At 57.6% G+C, this 236-nt stretch carries 1 protein-coding gene; it reads right to left on the bottom strand.

Features of this window, described 5'->3' with window-relative positions; translation table 11 throughout:
• On the bottom strand, positions 1-236 hold a 236-nt coding region (locus RVY79_RS21555; RefSeq protein ID WP_317466662.1), incomplete at both ends, for an alpha/beta hydrolase.

Raw genomic sequence — 236 nt, 5'->3', positions numbered from 1 at the left:
CCTCAGTAGAAAGCGCTCGACCACCTGTACGAAATGCGGCGGACATTCCTGCATCGGGTAGTGACCGCACTGCGACAGTGTCACCAATTCCGCATTGGGATGCCAAGCAAGGAAGGTCTGCTTCATGGCCGTTTCATCCAGGCCAGGGTCGTTGCTTCCGACGATGATCAGGAACGGCGTTTCCAGCCCTTGCACGTCTTCGACGAAGCGGGTTGTCGTCAGCATGTGCAGGTAGC

It is taken from the genome of Chromohalobacter sp. HP20-39, assembly GCF_033052815.1.
In the GTDB taxonomy this organism is placed as follows: Bacteria; Pseudomonadota; Gammaproteobacteria; order Pseudomonadales; family Halomonadaceae; genus Chromohalobacter.
This window is presented reverse-complemented; position numbering and strand designations above follow the sequence as displayed.